The sequence below is a fragment of the Candidatus Woesearchaeota archaeon genome (genome assembly GCA_027858315.1).
Lineage (GTDB): Archaea > Nanobdellota > Nanobdellia > Woesearchaeales > UBA583 > UBA583.
Window position 1 is genome coordinate 1 of the sequence record JAQICV010000026.1, and the last position, 5,131, is coordinate 5,131.

Consider the following 5,131-nt stretch of genomic DNA (forward strand, 5'->3'; position numbering starts at 1 on the left):
AAAAAATATGGTAAAAAATTAAGAGTTTTTAATTTAGCTGAAAATGGAAATTCTGCTAAATGTACTGTATGTAATAAAGAAAGTAAATAAGATGGATATTTGGCCTGATAAGTAATTAACTTATTAGGTCTTAATTTTTAAAAATAATTAATGAAAATAACAGTTATCTCTGATACACACGGAAAACATAAAAAAATACAATTACCAGGAGGAGATCTATTAGTACACTCTGGAGATTTTACTTCTATGGGGCATGAACACGAAATACGTAATTTTTGTAAATGGTTTTCTAAACAAGACTATACTTATAAAATATTTATTGCTGGAAATCATGAATTAGGTTTAGAAGATAATAAAGAAAATTCTATGAATATTATTAATTCTTTTAAAGATATTATATATTTAGAATCTGATTTATATTGTATTGGTAATGACTATGAAAACATGATAAAGATCTTTGGAACTCCATGGCAATCATATTTTTGTAATTGGGCTTTTAATTTAGAAGGAGAAGCTCTTCAAGAAAAATTAGATGAAATTCTTCCTAATACAGATATTCTTGTAACACATAATCCTCCCTTAGCTATATTAGATACAGCAGGGTCTCCAATAAATAAACCTTTATTAGGATGTCCTCGACTTTTAGCTAAAGTAGCTGAAATAAAACCAAGTATTCATATATTTGGACATATTCATGGTGGTTACGGATATAGATTTATAGAAGGAACACATTTTATAAATGCTTCTATATTGGATGAAAAGTACAATGTCTCCACAGCCCCAATTACATTTGAGTGGGATAAAGAAACAAATGAAGTAATATTTACTAATGAAATATAAACACATTAAAAGTAAAGAAATTCTAGAAATTCCTGGAGATATAAGAGATAATATATTTCCTGAATGGTCTGTTCCTGATCCAGATGAATGGAGACCATTAATATATACTTCTGAAGAGGGTGATGATATTTATACAGGAGATAGATTCTTCGCTGTACAAAAAGATTATTATCAGATCCTTCCTTATTGTTATTCTCCATTAGATAATCCAAAAGATTGGTTTATTTTTTCTAAAGAAGAGAATGCAATAAAATTTTCAGAGAGAAATCAAGTAAAATATTCTGAGCAAGATATTATTGATGCTATTGAAAAAGTAGCAGATATATGTTCTTGGAGAATTCATTATATAAATTTAAAATTTTTGTATAAACAATTAAATATAAAATTATGACCTTTAATGACTTAGTAATGGATTTGCAGAAAGATATAGATAATTATGAAAACCCAAAACCTCCCTAAGTATGGTAGACAATTTTAATCAAATAAGTGAATTATTACAATTCAGTTCTGAGGATGATTTTTATTTTCTTCAAATTTTGCAGAGGAAAAAAGACAATCCCACAGGATATTTAGGTAGTAATAACAGCAGTAGATTAATAAAAGCATATTATATTAAGAGCAAAGAAGAATTATTAAAGAGAAAAGAAGAGGTAGTTAAACTTTGTGAAGTATTTAATGCTAGAGCTGGAATTAATTTAAATAAGAGAAGTTACTATAAAACTTCTTTTAATGTATTAAAAAATATTGCTGAATTAATGCATAATAAGGCTTTCACTAAAGTACATAGAGCTTGGAATACTGCATGTGGTGTACATAATGGTGGAGATAGAATATGGTTATTAGATTTTGATTATATTCCTACAAATCCTGATTGGTATATTGATATAAAAGGTTATTTATATGGACAACATCCTATGATAACAAATAAAGTATTAGCTTTTATACCTAGTAAAAATGGAGTTCATGTAATTACAAAACCTTTTGATCCTAGGCAATTTGCTGTAGAATATCCTGACGTAGAGATACATAAAAATAATCCGACTTCATTGTACATACCTTAAAATTATAAATATGAAAAACTTACCAAAAGATATGATTCCTGACCAGGATAATCAAGTATATTATGATACTGAATTAAAGAAATTTTATATAATCAGTTGGGAAAAAGGTTATTATGATATTCCGACTAGAATTTACATTAATAAATTATGAAAGAAAAATTAGGACAAGAACCAGCATTTCCATTTAATTTTGAAGAGAATGTACCAGTAGATTTAGATCCTGGTATGTCTAAAAGATTTTATGCTGCTTGTATGGCTATGCAAGGATTAATATCTAATCCAAATAACATTAACATTCATGGTTTTAATGGCACTAATTCTAAACTTATAAGTGAATTGTCATATAAATTAGCAGATGAACTTTTAAAACAGGAATAATTAATAAACTTATGAATAAATTTGTAAAAGTACCTTTAGAAAGAATTAGAGAACTATTAAGTGAAGAATTTACTTTAATAGAATTAGAAGGAGTTGGTGTAGATAACTGGCATGGATATGAAGAATGTGAAGAAGTTTATCCAGAAATTTCTGACAAAGAAATTGAAAGTGAATTTACAATTTTTGAATTACACCACGACTTTAAAGAATAATTAAAAATATGAATAATTATAAATTAATCAAAAAATTACCTTTTGAAGATAGTCCAGAAATAGGATACATTTCTACATCTAAATCTAATATAAATAATATACATTGTTGGAATTTTAATTGGTTTGATCCGCAAAAATATCCAGAGTTTTGGGAAGAAATTGTAGAACAAATTCCTTGTCACTTACATTATTCTGGAGATAATGTAATAGGAGTTACAAGACTCACAGATGGGATATATTTTAGTAAAGGATTAAGAATTAAAATGCCTAATTATGATTCAATAGGTTTTATTTATGGTTTTAGATATGAAAACAATAAATTAATAATAAATCATACATTTTCTTATTTAATGAATAGGGAAGGTTATAAAGATCATTTAAAATATTTAAGACCTTGTTTATATACAAAAGAGGATTTATCAGATAATAAATATGAAACGAGAAAGAATTAAATTAACTAATAATCAATGGGAAAATTTAGTTTATGAATGCTGTTTAGAAATAGATAGTGTAGAATTTGAAGAAATTGATGATGTTTATGATGGTAGTAGAAGACATACTGAGGATCACCATAAAATATTACAAAGAGAATCTGACATGAAATTCTTTAGACTAGATTATGAAATTTCAGTAAAAGATGAAATGGGTTGGGAAGAATGTAATTATGGAGATACAGAAGCTGTAGAAGTATTTGAAGAAATAATAAGTAAATCTGTTTATAAATAATACTATGGAAAAAATCTATAATTTAAAATTTGGAGAAAGTAGGGAAGTAAGTACTAAAATTACTAATGAGCATTCTGGTAAACTTTATACAGTAGATTATATAATTACTAGAATCCCTGGTGGATGGTTATTTAAAGAAGATTTACAAATTAGTGAGCTTATATTTGTACCTTTTAATAATGAATTTCAAAAAAGAGAATATCATGAGCAATAAAATAAGATACAAAACAATTAAAGAATTAAATTTCTCTGAACAATTAGAAGAAGATACTGTATTTGAAGAAGAATATGGGTATCCATATAAGATTTTTGAGAAGAAACTCATGAAAAATCTATATATAGATTGGGACCAAACTACTAGAGAATGTACTTTGCTAAGAACAAAGAAAGGAAAAATTAGAAAGGAAACTCCTATTTTAAATGAAAAAGAATTAATAGACATAGTTAATTTTTTCTTATAATATGAGACCTTTATATTTAGCTATAGTAATTTTAGGCAATTGTGATGATACATATCATCATATAGTATTTGGTTCTTTAGATAAAAATAAAGTTGAAAAATGGGTTAATAAATTCAATAAATTGATTACCAGTAATAGGGCAAGAATGCATAATTTTGATATAGAAAATGAAATTGTTCCATTTTGGTATGATATGATTATGTATGAAAGCCCTTTTGCAAGAATTGAAGAAAATAAATTAAAATAATATGATAAAAGGAACAAGAAATCAAATATTCAATATTAAAAATGAGGCACAAGGAAAGACTAAAAAAGTCTTAACTGTGTGTTCTGCTGGTTTATTAAGATCAGCAACACTTCAGAATTTTCTAATTAAAGAATATGGATATAATGTTAGAAATTGTGGAACAGACGAATCATATGCGCTAATACCAATTAGTGAAGCACTTGTATTATGGGCAGATGAAATAGTATTTGTAAATGAAGATAACTATTATATGGTTAAGGAATCTATAAGGAATCTAAATCCCTCTATATTAATTGATAAATGTATTGTATTGGATATTCCTGATCAATATAATTTTAATGATCCTGAATTAGTGAATATATGTAGAGAACAGTATGGAAAGTATGTAGAAATTGATTAAAAAGTAAAGAACAGCATGAAAATAAAAGATTTGTTAAAAGAAATTAAAGGAGTTTTCAAAGCTCCTATTAAACAATATTATCTAGGAAAAATAATCTTTGGAACTCCTTATTTTTATCCTTTAAATTTTTGTACCACTATTATTAGTATTAGAAAACTTAAATTAAGATCTTCTGAAGATTCTAAAAGATTTATAGGAATGTATTCTTATTTAAAGAATGATAAGCAAACAAAATTTTCTAATATACCTATGGTGAGAAGAGCTAAAAATTCTATCATTAAAATATTTAATAATTATTATTTTGTAACTATAGGATGGCCTATAAAAATAGACTCTACAGTATTAGGATGGAAAGAAAAGTATGATTCATTTGTATTTGAATGGGTTCCTTCCTTCTGTGTATTCTTCTTTAAATGGCAATTCTGTATTCACTGGACTGCTCCTGTCGATAGAGATGATTATCTTTATTATGAAATGATATTACAGTGGTTATTTAAATGCAACAAAGATATTAAAAAAGCTGAAGAAACATGGGGTTGGGTAGATTATGAAACAAGACAATCCACTTGGAATAAAAAATATTTATTATGAAACCAAAAAATATAAACTATTGTGGCACAGTAGTAAAAATAGAGCAATTAATTCCATTAGATAATTGTGATAATGTATTACATGCTTCTATTTTTGGAAACTTAGTTATAGTCTCAAAAAATACAGAAGTAGGAGAAATTGGAATATTTTTTCCAGTAGAAACACAATTATCTAAAGAATTTTTATCAGAAAATAATTTATATAGAGATCCTACT

14 protein-coding genes are annotated in these 5,131 nt (G+C 26.0%); all 14 read left to right on the forward strand.

Annotated elements, in window-relative coordinates; translation table 11 throughout:
* Window positions 1-150 precede the first annotated feature (150 nt).
* Window positions 151-840 (forward strand): metallophosphoesterase, encoded by a 690-nt coding sequence (locus tag PF569_01770; GenBank protein MDA3854958.1) that lies wholly within the window; start codon window positions 151-153, stop codon window positions 838-840.
* Window positions 830-1,231, forward strand: coding sequence for a hypothetical protein (locus tag PF569_01775; GenBank protein MDA3854959.1), 402 nt, complete (start codon window positions 830-832; stop codon window positions 1,229-1,231). The genes PF569_01770 and PF569_01775 overlap by 11 nt, the downstream gene beginning before the upstream one ends.
* A 70-nt stretch (window positions 1,232-1,301) precedes the next feature.
* Entirely contained in the window at window positions 1,302-1,901 is a 600-nt protein-coding gene (locus tag PF569_01780) for a hypothetical protein (protein ID MDA3854960.1), read from the forward strand.
* Window positions 1,902-1,911: 10 nt separating this feature from the next.
* Window positions 1,912-2,052, forward strand: coding sequence for a hypothetical protein (locus PF569_01785; GenBank protein ID MDA3854961.1), 141 nt, complete (start codon window positions 1,912-1,914; stop codon window positions 2,050-2,052).
* Window positions 2,049-2,279 (forward strand): hypothetical protein, encoded by a 231-nt coding sequence (locus PF569_01790; GenBank protein ID MDA3854962.1) that lies wholly within the window; start codon window positions 2,049-2,051, stop codon window positions 2,277-2,279. The genes PF569_01785 and PF569_01790 overlap by 4 nt, the downstream gene beginning before the upstream one ends.
* Window positions 2,280-2,290: 11 nt before the next feature.
* Window positions 2,291-2,491 carry a hypothetical protein gene (locus PF569_01795; GenBank protein ID MDA3854963.1) on the forward strand — a complete coding sequence of 67 codons (201 nt, stop codon included), beginning with the start codon at window positions 2,291-2,293 and terminating at the stop codon, window positions 2,489-2,491.
* Window positions 2,492-2,499: 8 nt separating this feature from the next.
* The gene (locus tag PF569_01800) at window positions 2,500-2,943 is read left to right on the forward strand and encodes a hypothetical protein (protein ID MDA3854964.1); all 444 of its coding nucleotides are present in this window, start codon (window positions 2,500-2,502) and stop codon (window positions 2,941-2,943) included.
* Window positions 2,924-3,217, forward strand: coding sequence for a hypothetical protein (locus tag PF569_01805; protein MDA3854965.1), 294 nt, complete (start codon window positions 2,924-2,926; stop codon window positions 3,215-3,217). Before PF569_01800 ends, PF569_01805 begins: the two co-directional genes overlap by 20 nt.
* Window positions 3,218-3,221: 4 nt before the next feature.
* On the forward strand, window positions 3,222-3,431 hold the full coding sequence (locus tag PF569_01810) for a hypothetical protein (GenBank protein ID MDA3854966.1): 210 nt from the start codon (window positions 3,222-3,224) through the stop codon (window positions 3,429-3,431).
* Window positions 3,421-3,678, forward strand: coding sequence for a hypothetical protein (locus PF569_01815; GenBank protein MDA3854967.1), 258 nt, complete (start codon window positions 3,421-3,423; stop codon window positions 3,676-3,678). Before PF569_01810 ends, PF569_01815 begins: the two co-directional genes overlap by 11 nt.
* Window position 3,679: 1 nt before the next feature.
* A complete protein-coding gene (locus tag PF569_01820) occupies window positions 3,680-3,925 on the forward strand; it encodes a hypothetical protein (GenBank protein ID MDA3854968.1) in 246 nt (81 codons plus the stop codon).
* A 1-nt stretch (window position 3,926) separates the two neighbouring features.
* A complete protein-coding gene (locus PF569_01825) occupies window positions 3,927-4,325 on the forward strand; it encodes a hypothetical protein (protein MDA3854969.1) in 399 nt (132 codons plus the stop codon).
* Window positions 4,326-4,340: 15 nt separating this feature from the next.
* On the forward strand, window positions 4,341-4,916 hold the full coding sequence (locus PF569_01830; GenBank protein MDA3854970.1) for a hypothetical protein: 576 nt from the start codon (window positions 4,341-4,343) through the stop codon (window positions 4,914-4,916).
* Window positions 4,913-5,131: hypothetical protein (locus PF569_01835; protein ID MDA3854971.1), on the forward strand; the 219-nt coding region annotated here is incomplete at its 3' end. The genes PF569_01830 and PF569_01835, both read left to right, overlap by 4 nt.

Coding starts and splice junctions, on each gene's coding strand:
- PF569_01770 (MDA3854958.1), top strand. CDS start 151: ATGAAAATAACAGTTATCTCTGATACACACGGAAAACATAAAAAAATA.
- PF569_01775 (MDA3854959.1), top strand. CDS start 830: ATGAAATATAAACACATTAAAAGTAAAGAAATTCTAGAAATTCCTGGA.
- PF569_01780 (MDA3854960.1), top strand. CDS start 1,302: ATGGTAGACAATTTTAATCAAATAAGTGAATTATTACAATTCAGTTCT.
- PF569_01785 (MDA3854961.1), top strand. CDS start 1,912: ATGAAAAACTTACCAAAAGATATGATTCCTGACCAGGATAATCAAGTA.
- PF569_01790 (MDA3854962.1), top strand. CDS start 2,049: ATGAAAGAAAAATTAGGACAAGAACCAGCATTTCCATTTAATTTTGAA.
- PF569_01795 (MDA3854963.1), top strand. CDS start 2,291: ATGAATAAATTTGTAAAAGTACCTTTAGAAAGAATTAGAGAACTATTA.
- PF569_01800 (MDA3854964.1), top strand. CDS start 2,500: ATGAATAATTATAAATTAATCAAAAAATTACCTTTTGAAGATAGTCCA.
- PF569_01805 (MDA3854965.1), top strand. CDS start 2,924: ATGAAACGAGAAAGAATTAAATTAACTAATAATCAATGGGAAAATTTA.
- PF569_01810 (MDA3854966.1), top strand. CDS start 3,222: ATGGAAAAAATCTATAATTTAAAATTTGGAGAAAGTAGGGAAGTAAGT.
- PF569_01815 (MDA3854967.1), top strand. CDS start 3,421: ATGAGCAATAAAATAAGATACAAAACAATTAAAGAATTAAATTTCTCT.
- PF569_01820 (MDA3854968.1), top strand. CDS start 3,680: ATGAGACCTTTATATTTAGCTATAGTAATTTTAGGCAATTGTGATGAT.
- PF569_01825 (MDA3854969.1), top strand. CDS start 3,927: ATGATAAAAGGAACAAGAAATCAAATATTCAATATTAAAAATGAGGCA.
- PF569_01830 (MDA3854970.1), top strand. CDS start 4,341: ATGAAAATAAAAGATTTGTTAAAAGAAATTAAAGGAGTTTTCAAAGCT.